Below are 22457 nucleotides of genomic sequence, written 5' to 3'. Positions count from 1 at the left end.
GGGACGGGCTGGGGTGGCGGCGCTGGTGGGGTGGGTGGCGATGCGGCGTGGTCGGTGGCCGGGGACCGCGTACCCTTGGGCATCATGAGTGCCCCGTCGACGACGCCGCGCCCGACCGCGGCCAATTCCGTGTGGCCGCGGCTGGAGCCGCTGCTGCCCCAGGTGACCAAGCCCATCCAGTACGTGGGTGGCGAGCTGGGCGCGGTGGTCAAGGACTGGGACACCGCGACCGTCCGGTGGGCGCTCATGTACCCCGACGCGTACGAGGTGGGCCTGCCCAACCAGGGCGTGCAGATCCTCTACGAGGTGCTCAACGAGCTGCCCGACGTGCTGGCCGAGCGGACGTACGCGGTCTGGCCGGACCTGGAGAAGCTGATGCGCGCCCACGGCGTGCCGCAGTTCACCGTCGACGCCCACCGCGCGGTGCGCGACTTCGACGTGTTCGGCGTCTCCTTCTCCACCGAGCTGGGCTACACCAACCTGCTCACCGCGATCGACCTGGCCGGCATCCCGCTGCTGGCCGCCGACCGCACCGAGGCCGACCCGGTGATCGTGGCCGGCGGCCACGCCGCGTTCAACCCGGAGCCGATCGCCGACTTCGTCGACGCCGCCGTGCTCGGCGACGGCGAGGAGGCGGTGCTGGAGATCACCGCGATCGTCCGGGACTGGAAGGCCGAGGGCTGTCCGGGCGGCCGGGACGAGCTGCTGCTGCGGCTGGCCCGCACCGAGAGCATCTACGTGCCGCGCTTCTACGACGTGGACTACCTGCCGGACGGCCGGATCCAGCGGGTCGTGCCGAACCGCCCGGACGTGCCGTTCCGGGTGCACAAGCGCACGACCATGGACCTGGACGCCTGGCCGTACCCGAAGAAGCCGCTCGTGCCGCTGGCCGAGACGGTCCACGAGCGGTACGCGGTGGAGATCTTCCGCGGCTGCACGCGGGGCTGCCGGTTCTGCCAGGCCGGCATGATCACCCGTCCGGTGCGCGAGCGCTCGATCACTACGGTCGGCCAGATGGTGCAGCAGGGGCTGGAGTTCTCCGGCTTCCACGAGGTGGGCCTGCTGTCGCTGTCGTCGGCCGACCACTCGGAGATCGGCGACATGTGCTCCGGCCTCGCCGAGCAGTACGCGGGCACCAACGTCTCGCTCTCGCTGCCGTCGACCCGGGTGGACGCCTTCAACATCGAACTGGCGCAGGAGCTGTCCCGCAACGGCCGGCGGACCGGCCTGACCTTCGCCCCCGAGGGCGGGTCGGAGCGGATCCGCAAGGTCATCAACAAGATGGTGTCGAAGGACGACCTCATCCGCACCGTGGTGACCGCGTACACCAACGGGTGGCGGCAGGTGAAGCTCTACTTCATGTGCGGCCTGCCGACCGAGACCGACGCCGACGTCCTCGAGATCGCCGACATGGCGCACGAGGTCATCCGGGCCGGCCGGGCGGCCACCGGGTCCAAGGACATCCGCTGCACCGTCTCGATCGGTGGCTTCGTGCCGAAGCCGCACACCCCGTTCCAGTGGGCCGCCATGGAGCGCCCGGAGGTCATCGACGGCCGGCTCCGGCTGCTCAAGCAGGCCATCAACAGCGACCGCTCGCTGGGCCGGGCCATCGGCTTCCGCTACCACGACGGCGAGCCCTCCCTGATCGAGGGCCTGCTGTCCCGGGGCGACCGCCGGGTCGGCGCGGTGATCCGCAGGGTCTGGGAGAACGGCGGCCGGTTCGACGGCTGGAGCGAGCACTTCTCCTACCAGCGTTGGGTGGACGCGGCGGCCGAGGTGCTGCCGTCGTACGGGGTGGACCTGGACTGGTTCACCACCCGGGAACGGGACGAGCTGGAGGTCCTGCCCTGGGACCACCTCGACTCGGGCCTGGACAAGGACTGGCTCTGGCAGGACTGGCAGGACTCGCTCGCCGAGTACGAGCAGGACGACTGCCGCTGGACGCCCTGCTTCGACTGCGGCGTCTGCCCCTCCATGGACACCGAGATCCAGATCGGCCCGACCGGCCGGAAGCTGCTGCCGTTGACCCCGGTCAACGGTCTGAAGCTGCCGGCCGGCGCCCAGCAGTAGCAGCACCGATGCACACCGGAGCGCGGGATCCCTCGGGGTCCCGCGCTCCGTCACATTCCGGGACGCGTCGCCCGTCGATGTCCCGTGACGCGGGGTGGGGGTGCCCCGACTGGCTGTCTCTCGATACGCTGCGTCCGTATTGGACCGGCCGGGGGCCGGCAGCGGGGAGGGCAGCAGCATGGGTGACATCAGGCCGCCGGACACCGGCGATCTGCACGTCAGCGTCGAGGACCTGGACGCCGCGGCGGACTACGTCGAGCGCCTCAAGCAGTACGTCGACGACACCATCAGCTACGAGATGGAACGCATCAAGGAGCGGATGAAGGGCGACAGCAACAACGCGCAGACGGTGCCCAACGGCACGCCGTTCGGCGCGTACGAGGACGCTCGCATGCAGTGGCAGGCGCTGACGAAGTCGACGGCGAACATGGAGGCCCACCTCAAGGCGCTGTCCACCAAGCTCGCCACCCTGAAGCAGGGCACCGAGGACATCGCGAAGGCGTTCCGCGACACCGAGGCCCGCAACGCCGCCAACGGCAAGGAGATCGAGCGGCTGCTGGAGTCCGCAGCCCCGCCGCCGGCGACGGGCGAGCAGCCCACCTACCCGTACACGGCCTGAGGGGGAGAGGGTCATGGCTGGAGGAACCTGGGAGCGGTGCGTCCGCGAGGTGACGCTGTCGGCGGATCCGGAGACGGTCGGCTCGGTCGGGATGGGGTGGAGCAACCTCTCCACCGGCCTGGGCTACCTGCGGGACTCGCTCGTCGGTCGGTCCTTCGTCGGTCCGATCGCACCCGGCAAGGAGCGCCCGCACAGCGGCGGCCTGCCCGGCCTGCTCAGCGGCTGGAAGGGCAGCGGCGGCGACGCGTACCGCGAGCACCTGGGCGAGATCGGCAAGGAGATCGAGGAGCTCATCACCCACGCGAGCAACGTCAGCGGCGCGCTGTCGCGGATCGAGGGTGACATCCGCAAGTCGGTGGCGAGCATCCCGATCCCGCTGATGGACGACTTCGGCTGGAACGAGTGGAGCCTGCCCAACGGCACCGAGCTCGACGACGCACGCGACGGCGAGAGCGCCTCGGGCTTCCTGGCGGCGCTCCGCAAGGACTACCAGAGCAACCCGGCCTCGTACGCCGACGGTGCGTTCCGCGACAAGGCCGACGACCTCGAGGCGACCATGAAGGTCGACGGCAACGCCAGCGACAACAAGCGTGGCGGCTGGTGGGACACCAAGTCGCACCTGGACAACTGGTACCGGGACAACCAGCAGGCGGCCAACTCGGCGATGTCGCCGCTGCCCGCCGCCGTGGAGACGGAGCGGCCCAAGCTGGTCGTGCCGACCCCGAGGACCGGGTCCGACGACTACCGTCCCGACGACCGCAAGCCGCCGTCCGGCCTGCCGGGCGGTGGTGGCGGCGTCGGTGGCGGTGGCGCGGGCGGCGGCTTCGGTGGCGGCGCACCGTCTCTCGGCAGCACCGGCATCGGCGGTGGCGGTGGCGGTGGCTCCTTCGACGGCGGGTCCCTGACGCCCCCGCCCACCACCGGCGGCCCGGACTTCGGCGGCGGCGGCAGTGGCGGCGGCGCGGGCACGTTCACCCCGCCGTCCACCGGCGCGGGCTACCCGGGCACCGGGACGGGCGACCACGACTACGGCACCGGCCTGGCCGGCGCCGGCGGGCCGGGCAGCATCGGCGGTGGCTACGGCGGCACCGGGGGTCTCGGCGGCGGCGTCAACTCCGCGGGGCTCGGTGGCGCCGGTGGCGGCTTCGGTGGCGGTGGCGCCGGCCTCGGCTCGGCCGGCGGCATCGGCGGCGGTGGTGTCGGCGCGGCCGGCGGGATCGGCATGGGCGGCATCCCCGGCATGGTCGGCGGCGGCAACGGCAAGGTGCCCCCGATGACCAGCGCGGCCAGCGCGTTGCGCAACGCGGCGGGCGCCGGCGCGGGCGCGGGTGGCGCGCGCGGCGCCGGCATGATGGGTGGCGGCATGATGGGCGGCGGGCACGGGGGCGCCGGGCACGGCGGCTCCGGCAGCGAGCACTCGTCGTGGTTGACTGAGGACGACGATCCGTGGGGCAGCGGTGACGCCGCGTCCCCGGGCATCCTGCGCTGAGGACGGACGGATGAGGTTGCACGTGGGCGGGCTCCGGCCGGTCGCGGCCGGCCTGGTGGCCGGGCTCATGGTGCTGGGGGCCGCCCAACCGGCGGCCGCCGCGCCGCGACGGGCCGAGCAGTGGTACCTGGACGAGCTGCGCATCGACCAAGCGCACCGGATCTCCACCGGGCGCGGGGTGACCGTCGCCGTGGTGGACAGCGGTGTCGACGCCACCCACCCGGAGCTCGCCGGCCAGGTGCTCCCCGGGGGTCGCAGCTACGGCGCCCCCGGTGACGGACGCGCCGACGCGGAGGGCCACGGCACCCACATGGCCGGCATCATCGCGGCGCGCAACGCCGGATCGGACGGGGTGACCGGCATCGCGCCGGGAGCGCGGATCCTGCCGATCAAGACGAAGCCGGGCAAGGGAGAGATCAGCGAGGCGGCGTCGGCCCAGGGCATCCGGATGGCCGTCGACGGCGGCGCCAAGGTGATCAACCTGTCCTACGGCAGCATGGGCGTGGCCTCCGACGACGAGGAGTCCGCGATCAAGTACGCCCTGGACCGGGACGTGGTGGTGGTGGCCGCCGCGGGCAACACCGCCAAGGGGGAGGTCGAGGTGACCAGCCCGGCCAACGTCCCCGGGGTGATCGCGGTGACCGGCACCACGCGGGGCGGGCGCTTCTGGTCCGGCTCGGCCCAGGGGCCCGAGGCCGCGGTGGCCGCCCCCGGTGACGGCATCTACAACGCGGGCCGGGACCACGGCTACGGCTGGGGTGACGGCACCTCCGACTCCACCGCGATCGTCTCGGGCATCGCGGCCCTGATCCGCGCGAAATACCCGGATCTCTCCGCGCCCAACGTGATCAACCGGATCATCCGCACCGCCCGGGACGCCGGCCCGCCCGGCCGCGACCCGCAGTACGGCTTCGGCCGGATCGACCCGGTGGCGGCGCTGACCGCCAAGGTGCCGGCGGTCTCGGCGAACCCGCTGCTCGGCACCGCAGCGAGCCCGGCTCCGCCGCAGGCCGCCGAGGACGACGACTTCGACGTCACCGAGTACGGCGACCGGGGTGGCCCCACCGACCAGCAGGTCATGGTCATCGGCATCGGCATCGCCGTGGTGCTCCTGGTGCTGGTGGCGCTGGTGGTCTTCCTGATCTGGAACCGGCGCCGCTACCGCCGGGAGGCGGCCCGGGCGGCCGCCGTGCCGGACCACCTGCTCGACCAGGACGCCGGAGGTGGCTACGGCACACCGCCGGTCCCGGCCGGTTACCACGCCCCGCCGGGCGCTCCGGGTGGGCAGCCGCCGCCCGGTGCCAACCCCTACGCGCCGCCGCCCGGCCATCTCCCGCCGCCCCCGGGGACGTACCCGCCGCCGGGCGGCAACCGGTCCTGAGCGTGCGGTGGCCGGCCGGGTGACCTGCGGGTCGCCGGCCGGCCACCGTCGTTTCCGGCGGGCGGGCATCCCCCACTGACCGGTTCGGGCCGGTTCGTCCGGCCACTTCCGCCGCCCCGGCTGCGGGCCGTGCCGGCCGCTGCGCCAGGATGGGGACCGACACGCAGGCACAGCCGAGGAGCTCACGATCGCCAGAAAGCCTCAACCCGAGGGCGGCCAGGCGCCGGTCGTCCAGCGGGTCCGGATCCGGTACGCCAAGCGTGGACCGCTGCGGTTCACCTCGCACCGGGACTTCGCCCGGGCCTTCGAGCGCGCGTTGCGCCGGGCCGGCGTACCGATCGCCTTCTCCCAGGGTTTCACCCCGCACCCGAAGATCTCCTACGCCTCCGCCGCGCCGACCGGCGTGGCCAGCGAGGCGGAGTACCTGGAGATCGGCCTGCGCGAGCCGGTCGACCCGGCGCAGCTGCGGGCGGCCCTGGACGCCGCCCTGTCGCCCGGGCTCGACGTGCTGGACGCGGTGGAGGCCGCCGGCGGCAGCCTGGCCGACCGGATCGAGGCCTCCCGCTGGCGGATCGAGCTGCCCGAGGTCGACCCGGCCGCGCTGGAGCGTGCCGTGAGCGCGTTCACCGCCGCCGAGGAGATCCAGGTCGAGCGGATGACCAAGCAGGGGCGGCGCACCTTCGACGCCCGCGCGGCCGTCATGGCCATCGATGCGCTGCCGCCGTCCGAGACGCCTTCCGGGGCGACGGCCGTACCGTGTGCGATACTCGAACTGGTCGTGCGGCAGGTCACCCCCTCCGTTCGACCCGATGACGTCCTTTCCGGCCTCCGCGTGGTGGCCGACCTGGAGCCGCCGGTCTCACCGAGGGTGATTCGGCTGGCGCAGGGCACGTTGACCGCGCAGGGCGAGATCGTCGATCCGTTGGACGCGGATCGCGACGGGGCAGCCATCGGAGAACGCTGACCGTCGGTCAGCGTTCTGGCAGGCAGACTTCGGCGGCCGCGCACCTGCGCGACCGGCGGAAACACCTTTTGCGGCGACCCTGCGTGGCAGCGCTCACCCGCGCCCGGGGCAGCCAGAACTGGAGAACGTCCATGCTCGAGAACGAGCCCGAGGGCGGCGAACGGACCGGCGCAGAGCCGGCCGAGGCAACCGCCACCAGCAGCACCGACAGCACCGCCGAGGTCAAGCCGCCGGCCCGCAAGCGGGCCAGCCGCCGCAAGGCCGCTCCGCTGAACCAGCCGGAGCAGACCGACGCGCCGGTCGAGGCGCACACCCCGGCGACCGGGACCGGTGAGACGCCGCAGGCCGAGGTGTTCGCCCCGGTGGCCGGGGACCTGGAGGCCGCGCCGAAGACCCGGCGGCGGCGCAAGGCGACCCCCGCCAAGGCGGCCGAGGAGCCGATGGTCGCGGCCGGGGCGGAGGCCGCCTCGGACGAGGTGGTGCCGCCGGTCAAGGTCACCCGCACCCGCCGCCGCAAGGCCACCCCGCCGCCGGTCGAGGCCGCCGCGGACGAGGTGCCGACCGGTGCGCCCGCCGGGACCGCCTTGCCGGCGGTCGAGCCGCACGCGGTCGCCGAGCCGCAGGCCGACACCGAGCCGCCCGCCGCACCGGAGCCCCCGGCGCCGGCCCAGGGCGAGCCGGAGGACGAGGACGAGGACGCGGTCGGCGAGGACGCCGAGGACGAGCCGTCCCCGGGTGACCGGGACGCCGACGAGGCCGCCCTGGCCCGCGCCGGCGGTCCGGAGGACCGGACCGGCGAGGTGTCGCCGGGCGCCGCGGTGCCGGGTCCCGTCGAGGAGCCGGCGGAGGAGCCCGCACCGACCAGCCGTCGGCGCCGGGCCGCGCTCTCCGCGCCGACCGTCCTGTTCATGCCTCCGCAGCCCGAGGAGGCCCCGGTCGTCCGGGTCACCTACCCGGTCGCCGAGGAGCCGGTCGAGGAGCCGGCGGAGACCGGCCGGCGCCGCCGCCGGGGTCGCCGCGAGGCCGAGCCGGTCGAGGTCGAGGTCGAGGCCGAGGAGGAGCCGACCGCCGAGGCCGAGGACATCGCCGAGGCGGAGGAGGACGAGGACGAGGCGGCCCTCCGTCGCCGCCGTCGTCGTGGCCGCCGGGGCCGCGGCCGTGGTCGGGGCGCCGAGGAGGCGGAGGACGACGAGGCCGAGGAGGCCGTCCGTGCCGAGTCCGCCGAGGCCGAGGCCGAGGAGACCGAGGACGAGGAGGAGGCCGAGGGCGAGGGGCTGACCCGCCGTCGCCGCCGGCGCCGCCGCCGGGGCGCGGGTGAGGCGGAGACCGCCGCCGAGGACGGCGTGCCGACCGTCGTCAAGATCCGCGAGCCGCGCAAGGCCGTCGACGAGGTCCAGGGCGTTTCCGGCTCCACCCGGCTGGAGGCCAAGCGGCAGCGCCGCCGGGACGGCCGCGAGCAGCGGCGTACCCGCCCGCCGATCCTCAGCGAGTCGGAGTTCCTGGCCCGCCGGGAGGCGGTCGACCGGGTGATGGCGGTCCGCCAGCGGGGCGACCGGACGCAGATCGCCGTCCTGGAGGACGGCGTGCTGGTCGAGCACTACGTGACCCGCAACTCGTCCGGCACGATGGCCGGCAACGTCTACCTGGGCAAGGTGCAGAACGTCCTGCCCAGCATGGAGGCGGCCTTCGTCGACATCGGGCGCGGCCGCAACGCCGTGCTCTACGCCGGCGAGGTCAACTGGGACACCAGCGGCCTGGAGGGCCGGGCCCGCTCGATCGAGCAGGCGCTCCGGTCCGGCGACTCGGTGCTGGTGCAGGTGACCAAGGACCCGATCGGGCACAAGGGCGCCCGGCTGACCAGCCACATCGCGCTCTCCGGCCGGCACCTGGTCTACGTGCCGAACGGCAACGCCTCCGGCATCAGCCGGAAGCTGCCGGACACCGAGCGCAAGCGGCTCCGGGACATCCTCAAGAAGCTGGTGCCGGACGGCGCCGGGGTGATCGTCCGGACGGCCGCCGAGGGCGCCAGCGAGGACGAGCTGGCCCGGGACGTCAAGCGGCTCCAGGCGCAGTGGGAGGAGATCCAGGCCAAGGCGGCCGAGGGTGGCGCCCCGGTGCTGCTCTACGAGGAGCCCGACCTGGTCATCCGGGTGGTCCGGGACCTGTTCAACGAGGACTTCCGCGAGCTGGTCATCGAGGGCGAGCCCGCGTACGACCTGGTCGAGTCCTACCTGTCGCACGTCTCGCCCGACCTGGTGGCCCGGCTGCGCCGGCACGCCGGCACCAGCGACGTCTTCGCCGAGTACCGGATCGACGAGCAGATCCTCAAGGGGCTGGACCGGAAGGTCTTCCTCCCGTCCGGCGGCTCGCTCGTGATCGACCGGACCGAGGCGATGACCGTCATCGACGTCAACACCGGCAAGTACACCGGCTCCGGGGGCAACCTGGAGGAGACGGTCACCCGGAACAACCTGGAGGCGGCTGAGGAGATCGTGCGCCAGCTCCGGCTGCGCGACCTCGGCGGCATCGTGGTGATCGACTTCATCGACATGGTGCTGGAGTCGAACCGGGAGCTGGTGCTGCGCCGGCTCACCGAGTGCCTCGGCCGGGACCGCACCAAGCACCAGGTCACCGAGATCACCTCGCTCGGCCTGGTGCAGATGACCCGCAAGCGGATCGGCGCGGGCCTGCTGGAGGCGTTCAGCGAGACCTGCGAGTGCTGCAAGGGCCGGGGCGTCATCATCCACACCGAGCCGGTGCCGGAGAAGCCGCGCGGCGGGGCGGGGGAGAAGGTCAAGGCGGTGGCCTCGGCCGTCACCAGCCCCGCCACCGAGGAGAAGGGCCGCCGCCGGGGCCGCAAGGCCGCCGCGGAGAAGCCCGCGGCGGAGGCCGCGGAGCAGCCCACCCCGGCGGCGCCGCAGAAGGCCGTCGCCGAGGTGGTCGACAGCTCGGACGACGACTACTACGACACCCAGGGCTACGACCTGTCTCGGTTCGAGACGGAGACGGCGGCCGCCCCGGCGGTGGCGGACAGCCAGCAGGGCGACTCGGCCCGGCTGGCCGCCGCGGACGACCCGGACGCCATCGGCGACGGGGACGAGGAGGGCGCCGAGAGCGGCACCGCCCGCCGGCGTTCCCGGCGTGGCGGCGCGCGGCGGCGTACCCGGCCGTGAGCCGCTGACCTGCACGGCGTTTGACAGGGCCCCTGCACCGGCAACAGAGTCCGGGGCAGGGGCCCTGCCGTGTCCGTCGACCCCCGGTCGGGACGGCCGGCCCCGGAGGGAGGAGACATGCGTCGCGTGTTCGCGGTCACCGCGCTGACCGGGGTCCTGCTGGCCGGCGCGGGCTGCGCCGACCGGGGCGAGGACCCCTTCGCGGTGGGCTTCGCCTCACCGGCCCCACCGCCCACGGCGGCCACGCCGGCGCCGACGGTCACCGGGGACCCGGGTGTCTGCGCCCGCGCCAAGCAGGCCGGCTCCTCGGCCGTGCAGACGTACGTGTTCAAGCTGGCCGAGATGCTGCGCGCCACCGGCCGCGGCGACCGCACGGCCGCGGACGCCGCCCGACGGGACGCGGAGACGGCCCTCACCGGCTGGCGGGACGCGCTGCGGGAGCAGTCCGGGCAGGCCGCCGACCCGCGGCTGCGTACCCTGCTGGCGGATCTCGCCACCGAGGTCGCCGGGCTCGGCACGGACGTGCAGGCGATCGACGAGACGGAGTTCGACCGGCTCCAGGGGCGGCTCGACGAGCTCTGTCCGGCCTGACCCGGCGGCCCGGTTTGGGCGGCGGGCCGGTCATGGCGTACGCTTGCCTGCGGCGCACTTTGGTGTGCCGAGTTCCCGCGTGCCCGCGCCGCCGGTGTCACGGCTCCCGGCGAGACGCCGTGGGAACGACCGACCGGTAACGGTGGGTGAAGACGCCAGCAGCCTCAACGACAGGGAGTCCGCCTCCGATGTACGCGATCGTCAAGACCGGCGGCAAGCAGTACAAGGTCGCCGAGGGCGACGTGATCGAGGTCGAGAAGCTCGCCGGTGCCCCCGGCGACGCGGTGAAGCTCACCGCGGTGCTCCTCGTCGACGGTGACGACCTGGTGACCGACGCTACGAAGCTTGCCAAGGTCGCGGTGTCCGGCGAGATCGCCGCGCACACCAAGGGCCCGAAGATCCGGATCCACAAGTTCAAGAACAAGACCGGCTACCACAAGCGCCAGGGTCACCGCCAGCCGCTGACCCAGGTCAAGGTGACCGGCATCTCCAGCGGGAAGTAGGTCGTCCTCCAATGGCTCACAAAAAGGGTGCGTCCAGCTCGCGTAACGGTCGCGATTCCGCGGCCCAGCGACTCGGCGTGAAGCGCTTCGGTGGTCAGGTCGTCAGCGCGGGTGAGATCCTCATCCGTCAGCGTGGCACCAAGTTCCACCCCGGTGACCTGGTCGGCCGTGGCGGCGACGACACGCTGTTCGCGCTGGCCGCCGGCTCGGTCCAGTTCGGCACCAAGCGCGGTCGCAAGACCGTCAGCATCGTGCCGCAGCAGTAATCTTCCGGCGAAGCGGGCCGCGGACCTCGTGTCCCGGCCCGCTTCGTCTTTTCTCACGCGGGGGTGTGCCCCGCTGGAAGGATTGGCGTCGTGACGACGTTCGTTGACCGGGTCGTCCTGCACATGCAGGCCGGCGACGGCGGGCACGGCTGTGTCTCCATCCACCGGGAGAAGTTCAAGCCCTTCGGTGGACCCGACGGCGGCAACGGCGGGCACGGCGGCAGCGTCTCGCTGGTCGTCGACCCGCAGGTGACGACGCTGCTGGACTTCCACTTCCGCCCGCACCTGAAGGCCGAGAACGGCAAGGGCGGCGCGGGTTCGAACCGGGACGGCGCCAACGGCCACGACCTGATCATCAAGGTGCCCAACGGCACCGTGGTGCAGACCCTCGACGGCGAGGTGCTGGCCGACCTGGTCGGCGTGGGCACCACGTTCGAGGCGGCCCGGGGCGGGCGCGGCGGCCGCGGCAACGCCTCGCTGGCGAACGCCCGGCGCAAGGCCCCCGGCTTCGCCGAGCTGGGGGAGCCCGGGGACCGGCTCGACGTGGTGCTGGAGCTGAAGAGCGTCGCCGACGTGGGCCTGGTGGGTTTCCCGTCCGCCGGCAAGTCCTCGCTGATCTCGGTGATCTCCGCGGCCAAGCCGAAGATCGCCGACTACCCGTTCACCACCCTCGTGCCCAACCTGGGCGTCGTGCGGGTGGACAACCACACCTTCACGGTCGCCGACGTGCCGGGGCTGATCCCGGGCGCGGCCACCGGCCGAGGTCTGGGCCTGGAGTTCCTCCGCCACGTCGAGCGCTGCGCCGTGCTGGTGCACGTGGTCGACACGGCGACGCTGGAGCCGGGCCGGGACCCGCTCGCCGACATCGACGCCATCGAGTCCGAGCTGACCCAGTACGGCGGGCTGGCCGACCGGCCCCGCCTGGTGGCGCTCAACAAGATCGACGTTCCGGACGGGCGGGACCTCGCCGACATCGTCCGGCCCGACCTGGAGGCCCGCGGCTTCCGGGTGTTCGACGTCTCCACCGCCACCCGGGAGGGGCTGCGGGAGCTGACGTACGCCATGGCCGAGCTGGTGGACCAGTCGCGCCGTGCCGCGCCGCCGGCCGAGCCGACCCGGATCGTGATCCGCCCGAAGGCGGTCGACGACGCCGGCTTCACCATCGAGGCCGAGGACGACGGCTCCTTCACCGTCCGGGGCAGCCGCCCGGAGCGCTGGGTCAAGCAGACGAACTTCGACAACGACGAGGCGGTGGGCTTCCTGGCCGACCGGCTGGCCCGCCTCGGCGTGGAGGAGAAGCTGGCGAAGGCCGGCGCCCAGGCGGGCGACCTGGTCCGGATCGGCGAACGGGAGTTCGACTGGCAGCCCACGCTCTACGCCGGCGTCGACTTCGTCCCGGGCAACCGGGGCACCGACGTCCGGCTGGAGGACAAGACGACCCGTGCCTCCGCCGCGGAGCGGCTGGCCGCCCGCAAGGCGCGCCGGGTGCGCCCGGAGGACGAGGTGGCGGCCGCACCGCAGGACGACGCCGACGACGAGGACTGGGAGTAGTTCCGCCCCGTCCGCGTGCGGGACGGTGACCGGAAACCTCCGCGAAATCCGGTCGACCTACCGTGACGGAATGCTGATCGAATCCCGTCCCGCCACCGATCCCGAGGTCGCCGCCCTGGTCGCCGCGCAGCAGCGGGAGCTGCGCGAGGCCGACGGCGGCCTGGACGGGCAGGCGACGGTCACCCGCGACGACATCCGCTACCTGGCGGTGGTCGAGGGGGGTCGGGTCGTCGCCTGCGGTGGCCTCCAGGCCCTCGACGCCGACACCGGCGAGCTGAAGCGGATGTACGTCCGGCCGGCGTACCGCGGGCGGGGGATCGCCCGGCAGTTGCTCGCCGCGCTGGAGGAGTTGGCCTTCCGGCAGGGGCACACCACCGTCTGCCTGGAGACCGGCAGCTATCTGCCGGCCGCCATCGGCCTCTACCGGTCCTGCGGCTACCTGCCCGTCCCGGTGTACGGCGAGTACGTCGACAACCCGTACAGCGTGTGCTTCGCCAAGCGGCTCCCGGTCGCCGCCTGACGGCGGACCACCCTAGGCGCCGGTCTCGGCGTGGGCCGCGGTGACCGGCTTGGACTCGGGGCTGGCGTGCTGCCGGAGCACGATGCTGAGCAGGATGAGCGCGCCCACGGCGAGGAACTCGCTCTGCCAGTTCTGCATCGACTGGAACCAGAAGTCGCTCGTGCCGAGGAACTGCCAGGCGCTCACCGGCGCGGCCCCGCTCTGCAGCGCCTGCTCCTCGTTGTAGGCGGCCACGCCGCCGAACAGGTGCCCGAGGAACGAGCCCGCGAAGATCATGAACAGCGCGATCGAGAGGCTGTTCCGGTAGACCACCAGCGGCAGGCCGCCGGCCCGCACCGGCCAGGGGGAGTCGGGGGTCCCGTGCCGCGGGTCGTCGTCGGGCCGGTCCGTCTGGCCCTCCGGCTTCGACTCGGCCGAGCCCTTCTGCACCAGGTACGCGGTGAGCAGCACGTAGCCGCCCATCTGGAGGAACTCCGACTCCCAGTTCTCGAAGACCGCCTCGGCGAAGTGCCCGGTGCCGAGATAGGCCCACCAGCTCAGCGGCGCGGCGCCGTACTCGGCCAACTCCTCGTTGTGCACGTGCCAGCCGAACACGCTCTGCAACACCAGGAAGATCACGAACGCGCCGAGCATGGCGACCGTGAGCGCGTTGTCGCGCAGAAACCGTGGCATCGCCGGACCTCCTCGTCCCGCCGGGGTCACTCCCCGTGGTGGTCCTGTGCCCCTGGCCGCGCGCGGGCAAACGCCGGTCCGGCGGGTCGCGGTCGAGGCCGCCCGAATGGGTGACGGCGCTGGTCAGGGCCGGTCGAGGGCGGTGTCCGGCCGCCCGCCGGTGCCCACGTCGTTGTTGAGCAGCAGGCCCAGCGCGAGCATGCCGAAGCCGAGGAAGAGGTGCAGCCAGTTGTCGGCGTCGTTGAACGGCACGAAGTTGGCCGCGGTCTCCCGGTCGATGGCGAAGCCGTACAGCCAGAGGCCCAGGTAGGCGGCGCCGCCGCCGGCCAGGAACAGCCGCGCCCCGGCGATCCGGCGGGCCAGCACGAGGCCGACCAGGCCGAAGAGCAGGTGCAGCAGGTTGTGCAGGATCGACACCTGGAACAGGCCGATGAGCTTGGCCTCCGAGTGGTGGCCGGCGAACTCCAGGTCGCCGTAGTGGGTGGTGAAACCGGGGACGAAGCCGAGCACACCGATCAGCACGAAGACGGCGGCCACGGCGAGGGCGACCTTCTGGATCGGCGGCCGGGACCGGGCCGCGGCGCGTCCGCGCACGTCACGTGCCATCGCTGTCACCTCCGTGGGAGCACACCGCCGCCCGGGCGGGCAGACCCTCCATTGTGTGACCGGCGCGGGGCGGCTCCGCAGAGAAATGACGAATCAGGCATGGACCCGACGACCAGGGGTAGGGATTTCGACACGCCGGCAGCAACGCCGGCGTGATCCCCCCAGCACACCCGCTACGCATTCCGAGCGGAAGGGAAATCCATGACTTACGATCTCTCAGCCACGTCCGGCACCTACGAGTCGACGAACGGCGGCGGCGTCCGCGACCAGGCCCGCCAGGTCGGCAACGAGGCCGCCAACGCGGGCGGCGCGGTCGCCCAGACCGCCAAGGAGCAGGGCCAGGAGGTCGTGGGCGAGGCCAAGCGCCAGGCCCGCAACCTCTACGGCGAGGCCCGGAACCAGGTCACCGCCCAGACCAGCCAGCAGCAGCAGCGCGCGGCCAGCGGGCTGCGGTCGCTGGCCGAGGAGATGCGCTCGATGGCGCAGAACGGCGGCGGCTCCGGCCCGGTCACCGAGCTGGCCCACCAGGCCGCCGACCGGGTGCACGGCGTGGCCGGCTGGCTGGAGCAGCGCGAGCCGGGCGACCTGCTCCACGAGGTGAAGAACTACGCCCGCCGCAACCCGGGCACCTTCCTGCTGGGCGCCGCCGTGCTCGGTGTGGTCGCCGGCCGGCTGACCCGGAACATCGCGGCCGTCGGCGACGGCGGCGTGCAGCCGTCGTACGACCCGGACCGCACCGCGGTCATTCCGACCTCCCGGGCGGTGCCGGAGCAGACCCCGCCGGGCGGCTACCTCGACCCGACCCCCGGCACGTACGCCGAGCCGGACCCGGGCTACTCCGCGCCGGGCGCGACCTACCCGGGTGGCGGCGCCCCGAACACCTGGGCCGACCCGGAGGGCGGCACCGGCCAGCCGCTGCCCCCGCCGAGCCGGACCGACCCGCTGCCGGGCGTGCCGTCGAGCGGCGTCAACCGTCCGTGAACCGCCCGAGCGGCAGAAGGGAGGCGGCGGCATGAGCATGCCGACGCAGGGGTCCGGACTGGACTCGGGTCACACCGCGGCGGGCGCGCCGCACACCGCGGACGAGGTCCGGGGCAGCTCCATCGGTGAGCTGATGCGCCAGGTCACCACCGACCTCTCCACGCTGATGCGCCAGGAGGTCGAGCTGGCCAAGGCGGAGATCCGCCAGGAGGGCAAGAAGGCGGGCAAGGCCGCCGGCCTCTTCGGCGGCGCCGGCTTCGGCGGCTACATGGTGGCGCTCTTCCTCTCCATCGCGGTGTGGCAGTTCCTGGACAACGTGATGGATTCCGGCCTGGCCGCGCTGATCGTGGCCGTGATCTGGGCCGTGGTCGCCGCGGTCCTCTACTCGAAGGCCAAGAAGAACGCCGAGCGGATTCGCGGCCTCAAGCAGACCAACGACAGCGTGCAGCGCATCCCCGACGCGCTCAAGCCGCACCCGGAGGGAGTCACCCGATGAGCACCGACCCCGACCAGATCCGCCGGGAGATCGAAGCCACCCGCACCAGCCTCAGCTCGGACGTGGACGCCCTGGCGTACAAGGTGAGCCCGGGCCGGATCGTCGACGACCGCAAGCAGCGCGTCCGCAGCGCGCTCACCAACGTGAAGGACAAGGTGATGGGAACCGCATCCGACCTCGGCCACAGCACCGGCCACGCCGCCCACTCGGTCGGCGACCACGCCTCCTCGGCGGCCTCCACCGTCGGCGACAAGGCGCACGCCGCCGCCTCGACCGTCGGCGACGCCGCCCAGCGGGCCCCGCAGGTGTTGCGGGAGAAGTCCGAGGGCAACCCGATCGCCGCCGGCGTGATCGCCTTCGGCGTCGGCATGCTGGTGTCCTCGCTGATCCCGGCCACCCGCCGCGAGCAGCAGGTCGCCGCGCAGGTCAAGGAGAAGGCCGCCGAGCACGGCGGCGTGGTGAAGGAGAAGCTCACCGAGGTCGCCGGGGAGCTGAAGGAGGAGCTGCGCGAGCCGGCGCAGCAGGCCACCGAGTCGGTGAAGTCCACCGCGCAGGACGCCGTGCACGCCGTCAAGGACGACACGAGGTCCGCCGCGCAGGACGTCAGGGACACCGCGCAGCAGTCCCGCGACCAGGTGCGGTACTGACCACCGCCATCCGTACGCCGCAGCTCGCGGCCACACCCGGCGCCACGCCGGGAGGTGGCCGCGAGCTGTCGCGTGCGGGACCGCCGGCTCAGCGCGGCAGGCGGTCCGCCGGTGCCGGTGCCGGCGCGGCGCCGGTCTCCACCCAGAGCACCAGCTCGTCGGGGCGGCGCTCGGCGAGCCGCCGGCGCAGCGCCCGGGTGGTGTGCGCCGCCGGACCGGCGCCCGGGCCGGGCCGGCCGCCGCGCAGCCGCCGGCCCACGGCGAGCCAGGCGCCGATCCCGCGTCCGAGCAGCCAGACCGGCGCCGCGAGCGTGGTGTGCGCCGGGAAGACGCGGGCGCCGCCGGCCCGCCGCCGGCCCACCTCCGCCACGGCCACCGCCGCCACCCCGGCCCGCAGCAGCAGCCCCGGCCGGCGGGCGGCGAGCGCGGCCGCCGCGGCCGGCAGCACCGCCAGCGCGGCCAGCAGCCACCCGGGTCCGGCCAGCTCGTCGTACGCCGGCCGGCGCGCGGCGGTCGGCGGGAGCCGACGCACGTACAGCCAGGCGGGGGTCGCCGTGGCGCCGCCGTACGCGCGGACCGTCCGCACCAGCTCCAGGTTCTCCGCGAGCACGTCCGGGTCGTAGCCGCCCATCGCCAGGAAGGTGCTCCGCCGCACCGCGAGGGTGCCCGGCCGGTCGGCGCCGAGCGCCCGGTGGAGCAGCGTCCGGCCGGTGTCCCGCCAGGCGGGCCAGGGCAGCGGGTCGACGTGGTCCTGCGGCCGGACCAGGTCCACCCGGTCGAGCAGCCCGTGCACGGCGCGCAGCCCCGCGAGGTCGTAGCGGACGTCGTCGTCGGCGATCACCACGTGCTCGTGGCGGGCCAGGGCGACGCCGGTCAGCACGCCGAGCGCCGTGGCGTTGCGGCCGCGCAGCGCGGGATCGGGCGGGACGTGCCGGACCAGGCCCCGCCACGCGGCGGCGTGCCGGGCGAACACCTCCGGCGGGGACCCGTCGACCACGATCACGTCGACCCACCGGCTCAGCTCGCGCAGGTAGCCGGTCAGGTCGTCGCTGTCGCCGTCGGGGCGCAGCGGCAGGACGTACGCCATCCGGAGCCGCCCCGGCGCGGACGCCGCGCCGGGGTCGAACGCCTCCGGGCTGCCGCCGGCCGGTCGGTGCCGGCCGGACCGGCGGAAGTCGTGGGTCACGGGCGGGCCCCTCTCGGTCGGCGGGGACGGCAGCGTGCCCGAAATTCCGGTGATCAAACTGTTTCGCCGTTTCGACGCCGCCGCGCCGGGTAGCGCTCCGGAATGTGGGCGGTCCGAGGCGCCCGGTGGAGGAGACGTGATGAGCAGCAACGCGACGAGGTGGACGCTGGCCGGCGCCGCCGCGGTGACCGCGCTCGGGGTCGGCCGCGTGGTGGCCCGGCGCGGGCGCCGGCACCAACCCGACCGGGCGGACGGCTGGTACGTCGTCCATCGGGGAATCACCGTGGACCGGCCGGTGGAGGCGGTGATCGGCTTCTGGACCGACCGGGAGCGGCTGGACCGCGGGCTCGCCGAGTGGGTGACCCTGGAGCAGCTCGACGACCGCCGGTGGCGCTGCGTGGCGACCGACCCGGGCGGGGACGGCACGGAGTGGCGGGCCGAGGTCACCGTGACCGGGCCGGGCCGGTTGACCTGGCGGGTCACCGAGGGGCCGGTGGCCCAGGAGGGACGGGTGGAGCTGCTGCCGGCGCCGCAGGACCGGGGCACCGAGATCCGGGCCGAGCTGCGCTGGCGCTCCGGCCCGGTACGCCGGGCGCTCGGCCTGGCCGGCGGGACCGACCCGGACGTCGCGCTGCGCAGCGCCCTGCGCCGGATCAAGTCGCTCATCGAGACCGGCCAGGTGCTGGACACCCGGCACGACCCGTCGGGGCGCAGCCCGAAGCAGGAGCAGGCCACCGACCGGATGCGGGAGAAGCTGATGGCGGGGGGCCGGCCGTGAGGGCGCTGTGCTGGGAGGGCGTCGGCAAGCTGGCCGTGCGCGACGTGCCGGAGCCGGCCGTCCGGTCCGGCGGCGACATCATCGTCAAGGTACGGGCCAGCAGTGTGTGCGGCTCCGACCTGCACCTGATCAACGGATACCTGCCCGCGATGCGGGAGGGGGACATCCTCGGCCACGAGTTCATGGGCGAGGTGGTCGAGACCGGCCCCGACGTGCGGCGGATCAAGGTCGGCGACCGGGTGGTCGTGGGCTCGGTGGTGGCCTGTGGCGGCTGCTGGTACTGCCGCACCGAGCAGTACTCGCTCTGCGACAACTCCAACCCGCAGCCGGTCTTCACCGAGAAGCTGTGGGGCCACTCGCCGGCCGGCATCCTCGGCTACTCGCACGCGGCCGGCGGCTACGCGGGCAGCCACGCGGAGTACATCCGGGTGCCGTTCGGCGACGTCGGCGCGTTCACCGTGCCCGACGGGGTGCCGGACGACTCGGTGGTGTTCGCCTCCGACGCCATGCCGACCGGCTGGATGGCGGCCGACTTCTGCGGCCTCAAGGGCGGCGAGGTGGTCGCCGTCTGGGGCGCCGGCGGGGTGGGGCAGATGGCCGCCCGGTCCGCGCAGATCCTCGGCGCGGAGCGGGTCATCGTGATCGACCGGCTGCCGGAGCGGCTGGCCACCGCCACCCAGCGGCTCGGCGTCGAGACGATCAACTACGCGGAGACCGACGTGCTGGAGGCGCTGCGGGAGCTGACCGCCGGGCGCGGGCCGGACGCCTGCATCGAGGCGGTCGGCATGGAGTCGCACGACGTCGGGCCGGTCTACGCGTACGACAGGGCGAAGCAGAGCGCCCGGCTGCAGACCGACCGGCCCACCTCGGTCCGGCAGGCGATCATGGCGTGCCGCAAGGGCGGCACGGTGAGCATCGTCGGCGTGTACGGCGGCCTGGTGGACAAGTTCCCGCTCGGCGCGGCCATGAACAAGGCGCTGGTGCTGCGGATGGGGCAGATGCACGCCCAGCGCTACATCCCGATGCTGCTGGACCGGATCGCGATCGGCGAGATCGACCCGGGCTACCTGGCCACCCACCCGATGTCGCTGGAGCAGGGTGCCCGGGGGTACGAGATCTTCCAGAAGAAGGAGGAGGGCTGCCTGCGCACGGTGCTGCACCCGCAGGCGGCCTGACCAGGGCGCGATGGCCGGGACGTGCGTCGATTCGAATTCCCGCGGCAGGGGTACAGCACCCGACATGCCCGCCGAGATCGATGAGACGCCGTCCCGGCCCGCCGCGCGGGCCCTCGCCGGCCCCCTCGCCGTCACCGCCGCGGTGCCGGTCCTGCTGAAGGCCGCGCATCCGCCGGCCGGCGCCACCACACTGATCGTGGGCCCCGGGCTGCTGCACACCCCGGGCCAGCGCGCCGTCGCGTTCGCCGCCGTGCTGCTGGTGACCGTGGTGGACCTGCTGTTCCACCGCGCGGCCGGCCGACCCGTGCCGCTCCGGGCGGCGCCGAAGGAGGGATGAGCCATGGTGGACCGGATCGCCGACCCGTGGGGGCCGCGCACGCCGTACGGGCCGGGGGAACGCTGGCCGGTGCGGGTGGACACCTTCCTGGCCGACGGGCACACCGAGGCCGACGTGCGGCGGTGGGTGCCCAGCGCCTCGATCCTGCACTCCAACGGCGACGCCATGGACATCGCCGTGGTCGACGACCGGATCGTCGGTGTCCGGGGCCGTGCCGGGGACCGGATCAACCACGGCCGGGTCGACCCGAAGGACCTCTACGGCTGGCAGGCCAACCACAGCCCGGACCGGCTGCGCCGGCCGCTGGTCCGCGAGGGGGACCGGCTGGTCGAGACCGACTGGGACACCGCCATGGGCCGGATCGTGGCCCGGTCGAAGGAGCTGCTGGACGGCCCGGGCGGCTGGGGGCACTTCGGCTTCTACACCAGCGGGCAGCTCTTCCTGGAGGAGTACTACACGCTCGGCGTGATCGGTAAGGCCGGGCTGGGCACCCCGCACATGGACGGCAACACCCGGCTGTGCACCGCCACGGCCGCCGCGGCACTCAAGGCGTCCTTCGGCACCGACGGGCAGCCCGGCTCGTACACCGACGTGGACCACTGCGACGCCATCGCGCTGTGGGGGCACAACGTCGCGGAGACCCAGACGGTGCTCTGGATGCGCATGCTGGACCGCCGGCGGGGGCCGAACCCGCCGGCCATGCTCGCCGTCGACCCGCGCGCCACCCCGGTGGCCCGGGAGGCCGACGTGCACCTGGCACTGCGCAACGGCACCAACCTGGCACTGCTCAACGGCCTGCTCCGCGAGCTGATCCACCGCGGCTGGTACGACGAGGCGTACGTCCGGGAGCACACGCTCGGCTTCGAGGAGCTGTGCCGGGTGGTGGAGGACTACCCGGTCGCGAAGGTCGCCGACATCTGCGACCTGCGGGCCGCGGACATCGAGCGCGCCGCCGAGCTGCTCGGGCGGTCGGAACGGCTGGTGTCCACCGTCCTCCAGGGCTTCTACCAGTCCAACCAGGCCACCGCGGCGTCCTGCCAGGTGAACAACCTGCACCTGATCCGGGGCATGCTCGGGCGGCCCGGCGCCGGGCTCTACCAGATGAACGGCCAGCCCACCGCGCAGAACAACCGCGAGTGCGGCGCCGACGGGGACCTGCCCGGCCTGCGCAACTGGGCCAACGAGGAGCACATCGCCGAGCTGGCCCGGCTGTGGAACGTCGAGGTCGACCGCATTCCGCACTGGGCGCCGCCGACCCACGCCATGCAGATCTTCCGGTACGCCGAGCAGGGCTCGATCAAGCTGCTGTGGATCTCGGCCACCAACCCGGCGGTCTCCCTGCCCGACCTGGCCCGGATCCGCCGGATCCTGGCGAACCCGGAGCTGTTCGTGGTGGTGCAGGACCTCTTCCTGACCGAGACCGCCGAGCTGGCCGACGTGGTGCTGCCGGCGGCCACCTGGGGCGAGAAGACCGGCACGTTCACCAGCGTCGACCGGACCGTGCACATCTCCGACAAGGCCGTCGAGCCACCCGGCGAGGCCCGCCCCGACCTGGACATCTTCCTCGACTACGCGCGCCGGATGGACTTCCGCGACAAGGACGGGAACCCGCTGATCACCTGGACCGGGCCGGAGGAGGTCTTCGAGGCGTGGAAGGAGTGCTCCCGCGGCCGGCCCTGCGACTACACCGCGATCACCTACGACAAGCTGCGCACCGGCGGGATCCAGTGGCCCTGCACCGACGAGCACCCGGACGGCACCGAGCGGCTCTACACCGACGGGGTGTTCAACACCGACCCGGACTACTGCGAGTCGTACGGCCACGACCTGGCCACCGGGGCCGAGCTGCTGCCCGAGGAGTACCGGGCCAAGCAGCCGGCCGGGCGGGCGTTCCTGCACGCCACGCCGTACCAGCCGTCGCCGGAGGTGCCGAGCGGGGAGTTCCCGCTGCTGCTGACCACCGGGCGGACCGTCTACCAGTTCCACACCCGGACCAAGACCGGCCGGGCCGCCCAGCTCGTGCACGCGGCCCCCGAGTCGTGGGTGGAGCTCAACCCGGCCGACGCCGAGGGGCTCGGCGTCGGCGAGGGGGACCTGGTCCGGATCGAGTCGCCGCGCGGCGTCGTCCGCGCCCGGGCCCGGATCTGCGGGGTACGCCCCGGCGTGGTCTTCCTCCCCTTCCACTACGGCTACTGGGACGCGGCGGACGGCGCCGGCCCGGGGGAGGGGCGGCACGACCGGGCGGCCAACGAGTTGACGATCACGGCCTGGGACCCGGTCTCCAAGCAGCCGATCTTCAAGGTGGCGGCGGTGCGGGTGGTGAAGGAGGCCGACTCGGGCGGCCGCCCCTCGCCCGCGCCCACGGTGGGCGGCTCCGCGCCGCCGGAGGGCTCCGGAATCCCGGCCACGGTCGGCGGGCCGGCCGCCGAGGCGCCGTCGAGGGGAGAGTGAC

Annotated in this window: 21 protein-coding genes; 18 read left to right on the top strand and 3 right to left on the bottom strand. The window is 73.8% G+C overall.

Features of this window, described 5'->3' with window-relative positions; genetic code table 11:
• The first annotated feature begins 84 nt into the window (after window positions 1–84).
• The 11 genes from ACZ6PY_RS09435 to ACZ6PY_RS09385 all read left to right on the top strand — a co-directional run bounded on the left by ACZ6PY_RS09435 (window position 85) and on the right by ACZ6PY_RS09385 (window position 13127).
• A complete protein-coding gene (locus ACZ6PY_RS09435) occupies window positions 85–2070 on the top strand; it encodes a TIGR03960 family B12-binding radical SAM protein (RefSeq protein ID WP_466070713.1) in 1986 nt (661 codons plus the stop codon).
• Window positions 2071–2248: 178 nt separating this feature from the next.
• Window positions 2249–2689: a hypothetical protein gene (locus ACZ6PY_RS09430; protein ID WP_387116567.1), complete on the top strand. Its 441-nt coding sequence runs from the start codon at window positions 2249–2251 to the stop codon at window positions 2687–2689.
• Window positions 2690–2702: 13 nt separating this feature from the next.
• Window positions 2703–4178: a hypothetical protein gene (locus ACZ6PY_RS09425; RefSeq protein ID WP_466070710.1), complete on the top strand. Its 1476-nt coding sequence runs from the start codon at window positions 2703–2705 to the stop codon at window positions 4176–4178.
• A gap of 10 nt (window positions 4179–4188) precedes the next feature.
• Complete coding sequence (gene mycP / locus ACZ6PY_RS09420; protein WP_466070708.1) at window positions 4189–5559, top strand: type VII secretion-associated serine protease mycosin; 1371 nt, start codon at window positions 4189–4191, stop codon at window positions 5557–5559.
• Window positions 5560–5803: 244 nt separating this feature from the next.
• Window positions 5804–6523 (top strand): TIGR03936 family radical SAM-associated protein, encoded by a 720-nt coding sequence (locus ACZ6PY_RS09415; protein ID WP_262282566.1) that lies wholly within the window; start codon window positions 5804–5806, stop codon window positions 6521–6523.
• Between the two features lie 131 nt (window positions 6524–6654).
• Window positions 6655–9696, top strand: coding sequence for an Rne/Rng family ribonuclease (locus ACZ6PY_RS09410; RefSeq protein ID WP_466070707.1), 3042 nt, complete (start codon window positions 6655–6657; stop codon window positions 9694–9696).
• A gap of 117 nt (window positions 9697–9813) precedes the next feature.
• Window positions 9814–10287 carry a hypothetical protein gene (locus tag ACZ6PY_RS09405; RefSeq protein WP_466070705.1) on the top strand — a complete coding sequence of 158 codons (474 nt, stop codon included), beginning with the start codon at window positions 9814–9816 and terminating at the stop codon, window positions 10285–10287.
• Between the two features lie 188 nt (window positions 10288–10475).
• Complete coding sequence (gene rplU / locus ACZ6PY_RS09400; RefSeq protein WP_151462559.1) at window positions 10476–10790, top strand: 50S ribosomal protein L21; 315 nt, start codon at window positions 10476–10478, stop codon at window positions 10788–10790.
• A gap of 11 nt (window positions 10791–10801) precedes the next feature.
• On the top strand, window positions 10802–11056 hold the full coding sequence (gene rpmA / locus ACZ6PY_RS09395) for a 50S ribosomal protein L27 (RefSeq protein ID WP_013288010.1): 255 nt from the start codon (window positions 10802–10804) through the stop codon (window positions 11054–11056).
• Window positions 11057–11146: 90 nt separating this feature from the next.
• A complete protein-coding gene (gene obgE, locus ACZ6PY_RS09390; RefSeq protein ID WP_466070703.1) occupies window positions 11147–12607 on the top strand; it encodes a GTPase ObgE in 1461 nt (486 codons plus the stop codon).
• A 70-nt stretch (window positions 12608–12677) separates the two neighbouring features.
• Window positions 12678–13127 carry a GNAT family N-acetyltransferase gene (locus ACZ6PY_RS09385; RefSeq protein WP_466070701.1) on the top strand — a complete coding sequence of 150 codons (450 nt, stop codon included), beginning with the start codon at window positions 12678–12680 and terminating at the stop codon, window positions 13125–13127.
• Window positions 13128–13139: 12 nt separating this feature from the next.
• On the opposite strand, the gene ACZ6PY_RS09380 is transcribed toward ACZ6PY_RS09385, so the two are convergent.
• Window positions 13140–13799 carry a DUF6766 family protein gene (locus tag ACZ6PY_RS09380; protein WP_466070699.1) on the bottom strand — a complete coding sequence of 220 codons (660 nt, stop codon included), beginning with the start codon at window positions 13797–13799 and terminating at the stop codon, window positions 13140–13142.
• Window positions 13800–13922: 123 nt separating this feature from the next.
• Entirely contained in the window at window positions 13923–14405 is a 483-nt protein-coding gene (locus ACZ6PY_RS09375) for a DUF4383 domain-containing protein (RefSeq protein WP_466070697.1), read from the bottom strand.
• Window positions 14406–14606: 201 nt separating this feature from the next.
• On the opposite strand from ACZ6PY_RS09375, the gene ACZ6PY_RS09370 reads away from it, so the two are divergent.
• Genes ACZ6PY_RS09370 through ACZ6PY_RS09360 form a run of 3 tightly spaced genes read left to right on the top strand, consistent with a single transcriptional unit; the run spans window position 14607 to window position 16529 of the window.
• Window positions 14607–15386, top strand: coding sequence for a hypothetical protein (locus ACZ6PY_RS09370; RefSeq protein WP_466070695.1), 780 nt, complete (start codon window positions 14607–14609; stop codon window positions 15384–15386).
• A 31-nt stretch (window positions 15387–15417) separates the two neighbouring features.
• Complete coding sequence (locus ACZ6PY_RS09365) at window positions 15418–15882, top strand: phage holin family protein (RefSeq protein ID WP_466070693.1); 465 nt, start codon at window positions 15418–15420, stop codon at window positions 15880–15882.
• Window positions 15879–16529 (top strand): DUF3618 domain-containing protein, encoded by a 651-nt coding sequence (locus ACZ6PY_RS09360; protein ID WP_466070692.1) that lies wholly within the window; start codon window positions 15879–15881, stop codon window positions 16527–16529. Before ACZ6PY_RS09365 ends, ACZ6PY_RS09360 begins: the two co-directional genes overlap by 4 nt.
• Window positions 16530–16617: 88 nt before the next feature.
• Here ACZ6PY_RS09360 and ACZ6PY_RS09355 read toward each other — a convergent pair whose 3' ends face one another.
• Complete coding sequence (locus ACZ6PY_RS09355; protein ID WP_466070690.1) at window positions 16618–17715, bottom strand: glycosyltransferase family 2 protein; 1098 nt, start codon at window positions 17713–17715, stop codon at window positions 16618–16620.
• Between the two features lie 139 nt (window positions 17716–17854).
• Between ACZ6PY_RS09355 and ACZ6PY_RS09350 the strand changes: the two genes are divergently transcribed.
• The 4 genes from ACZ6PY_RS09350 to ACZ6PY_RS09335 all read left to right on the top strand — a co-directional run bounded on the left by ACZ6PY_RS09350 (window position 17855) and on the right by ACZ6PY_RS09335 (window position 22456).
• On the top strand, window positions 17855–18493 hold the full coding sequence (locus ACZ6PY_RS09350) for an SRPBCC family protein (RefSeq protein WP_466070689.1): 639 nt from the start codon (window positions 17855–17857) through the stop codon (window positions 18491–18493).
• Window positions 18490–19668, top strand: coding sequence for a zinc-dependent alcohol dehydrogenase (locus tag ACZ6PY_RS09345; RefSeq protein WP_466070687.1), 1179 nt, complete (start codon window positions 18490–18492; stop codon window positions 19666–19668). The genes ACZ6PY_RS09350 and ACZ6PY_RS09345 overlap by 4 nt, the downstream gene beginning before the upstream one ends.
• A gap of 64 nt (window positions 19669–19732) precedes the next feature.
• Complete coding sequence (locus ACZ6PY_RS09340) at window positions 19733–20005, top strand: hypothetical protein (RefSeq protein WP_466070685.1); 273 nt, start codon at window positions 19733–19735, stop codon at window positions 20003–20005.
• A gap of 3 nt (window positions 20006–20008) precedes the next feature.
• Window positions 20009–22456 (top strand): molybdopterin oxidoreductase family protein, encoded by a 2448-nt coding sequence (locus ACZ6PY_RS09335; RefSeq protein ID WP_466070683.1) that lies wholly within the window; start codon window positions 20009–20011, stop codon window positions 22454–22456.
• Window position 22457 lies beyond the last annotated feature (1 nt).

Source organism: Micromonospora sp. NPDC048907 (genome assembly GCF_055586885.1).
This window is presented reverse-complemented; position numbering and strand designations above follow the sequence as displayed.